Origin of the sequence: Paenibacillus sp. Aloe-11, from assembly GCF_000245715.1 — a bacterium.
Taxonomy (GTDB): domain Bacteria; phylum Bacillota; class Bacilli; order Paenibacillales; family Paenibacillaceae; genus Paenibacillus; species Paenibacillus kribbensis.
In genome coordinates, this window is record NZ_JH601044.1 from 48782 (window position 1) to 51845 (window position 3064).

Consider the following 3064-nt stretch of genomic DNA (forward strand, 5'->3'; position numbering starts at 1 on the left):
CACGAGAGGATGCAGCTGGAATCGTGCTATATTCCTTCCTGCGCGCGGTCATCCATGCGGAAACGACCGCGGTCCTGGCTGCCTCGGAGCGTGAGCTGGGCAGATATCGCGCCGAATATCGGCGCGGGGGATCGCCGCTGGCGGAGCTGTGGTGGAACAGTCTGCTAACAGGCTCACGCCAGGTTGCAATTCAGGGAACGCCTGTCGAGATGGAGGAGTTGGTTCTTCAAGCGTCCTCTCTTGAGGGAAGCGCGATGCCTGTCACGGAGCGGGAGGAGCAGGAACCGATAGAAGGACAGCTGCGTTTGTGCCTTCGTTTGGAGCCTGCCCTGGAGGAGAATGTGAAGGAATGGCGCATCACCTTTTGGGTGGAAAGCGATGCTGAGCCGGGCCTGCGACTGCCTGCTCTGACGCTGTGGGCGCATCCTGAACGTGATTTGATTCGCCGTGGAATCGTATATCGCCAAGTGCAGGCACAGCTGTTGATGCGGCTCGGACAGGCGGCTGATGCGGCACCTATACTGCTGGAAGCGTTGAATCGTCCTTATCCTGAAGGGCTCATACTGGAGCCCGAGATGTTCTTCCGCTTCCTGACGGAAGCTGTACCCGCTCTGCAAAAGAACGGCATCACGGTGCAAATGCCTTCACGCTGGAGCCGGGAGGGCCGAAGACGTGCAGGCTTGCGACTCAAAATGCGTTCGACAGAGCGGGGCGCAAAGCCGGATGGCGTGATCACCGATACGTCGTCGGTCGGCATTAACCGCATGATTTCCTTTGATGCCGAGGCTGTGCTGGGCGATACGACCTTGACGATGGAGGAATTGGAAAGCATTGTCGCGGCGAATTTGCCGTATGTACGTCTCGGAGGGGAATGGATCGAGGTCGATCCCAAGGAAATCCGTCAGGTGCTGCGCTTTATCAAGCGCGGGGAAGACGGCGAAATGACCTTGTCCGAATGGATGCATCTGGCTGCGGAAAATGAAGGCGCAGGCGAGGCCTCATGGAAAGGTCTGTCCATATTCGGCGCAGAATCCGTCGGATTGCTGGCGTCTTTGGCTGAGGGCGGCGTGCTCCGTTCCGTGGAGCCGCGACCTGTGCCGGAGACGCTGCACGGCGCATTACGGCCCTATCAGGAGCGCGGCTTTCAATGGCTGGCTGCGATGCGCGGTTTGGGCTTTGGCGTCTGCCTTGCCGACGACATGGGGCTTGGCAAGACGATTCAGGTCATCACCTGCCTGCTCGATGGGGGGATTGGCGCTGTGGATCAGAGCCCGGCGTTGATCATTTGTCCGACGTCTCTGCTTGGCAACTGGCAGCGGGAGTTGAAGCGTTTTTCACCGGATTTGTCGCTGTATATTCATCATGGCAACCAGCGACTCCACGGAGAGTCGTTTCAGGAAAGTGTACGCGAGTATGATATCGTCCTCACCACCTATCATCTGGCGGGCCGGGACGGCAGTGATTTATCTGCGGTCTATTGGTCCTCCATCGTACTGGATGAGGCGCAATATATCAAAAATGCACGAACCAAGCAGGCTCAAAGCGTGATGAAGCTGTCTGCACCGCACCGGATTGCCATGACGGGTACTCCGGTGGAGAATCGGTTAAGTGAACTGTGGTCTATTTTCCAGTTCTTGAATCCAGGCTATCTCGGTACAGCGTCTTCCTTTCGTCAGCGGTACAGTACTCCGGGGAGTACTACAGGGGAGGAACGCGGGTCTGCGCTGCGTGAGCTGCATCGGCTTGTCTCCCCGTTCATGCTGCGGCGACTCAAAAGCGACCCGGATATACGCAAGGATCTGCCGGAGAAGTTAGAGTTGAAGTCCTATTGCGTGCTGACACCGGAGCAGGCCGGATTGTATCGCGGCGTGGTGGATCAGTTGTTGGGAACACTTGAAGGGCAGATCGGCATGGCCCGCAAGGGGCTTGTTTTGTCTTCGCTGACCAAGCTGAAGCAAATTTGTGACCATCCGGGTCTGATCGTCCCGGGACGGGCTGATGTCGGTAAAACCGAAAACTCGGGCAAAATGGAGCGACTGCTGGAATTGGTGGAGACCATTCGCGAAAATGGTGAATCGGCGCTGATTTTCACCCAATATGTGTCGATGGGAGAATTGTTAGTATCGCGTTTGGCCAAAATCTTTGGCGAAGAGCCGTATTTTCTGCATGGAGGACTGGCGAAAACCAGACGGGACGAAATTGTTCATAACTTTCAAAAGGGAGAAGGCCCGGATATATTTGTGCTTTCCCTGCGCGCAGGCGGCGTAGGTCTGAACCTGACGCGTGCCAGCCATGTTATCCACTATGATCGCTGGTGGAATCCCGCGGTGGAAAATCAGGCGACAGACCGGGTATTCCGTATCGGCCAAAGCCGCAATGTACAGGTGCATAAGCTGATTTGCCAAGGCACGCTGGAGGAACGGATTGACGAATTGATTGAGAGCAAAAGGGCGCTTTCCGAGCAGGTTGTAGGCTCTGGTGAACACTGGCTGACCGAAATGTCCGACGATGAACTGCGCGGTCTGATCGCGCTGCAAAATGATGTATGGATTGATTAAGTAAAGAAAGGATGAAGGCGATGACAAGGCCGCGAGTGAAGCTGAAAGTAGCTGACAGTCAATGGGTAGCAGAAGTAGACGTGGACGGGACGGAAGGCGGCTCGGCGGCTGTAGCTGCCCGTTGGACGGGTTCCGTACCTGTACTGAACCCGGAACAGCGGACGGCATGGCTGGAGCAGCTCAAAGCGGAGCCATGGGACATATACCGTTTCTTGCAGGGGGAGGCCTGTCTCTCACTGGAAGATGTCGTGCAGGCAGCAGCCGGAACAGCCGTTTCCAGCCTAAAGGATGGCATGGATACAGCTGACGATGTGAAGAAAGCTCTGCAGGCCGGATTGAAAAGCGAGCCACACTTCTGCCTGGAGCTGATCGGAATGACGCGGGAAGAGCTGCTGGAGTACGTATTCAGCGCTTGGGCCGGAGAGCTGTCCCATGTGCGAGGGACATCCCCCGTACTTGAGCCAAGCTCGCGGTCAGAGGGCGGACGCAGCGGATCGGCGGCGATT

General features: G+C 56.8%; 2 protein-coding genes. Both read left to right on the forward strand.

The genetic code is table 11. The features are described from left to right. A partial coding sequence (locus WG8_RS02850; protein ID WP_007428569.1) for a DEAD/DEAH box helicase occupies nucleotides 1-2558 on the forward strand: 2558 nt, incomplete at its 5' end. A gap of 20 nt (nucleotides 2559-2578) precedes the next feature. Continuing rightward, on the forward strand, nucleotides 2579-3064 hold a 486-nt coding region (locus WG8_RS02855; RefSeq protein ID WP_007428570.1), incomplete at its 3' end, for a hypothetical protein.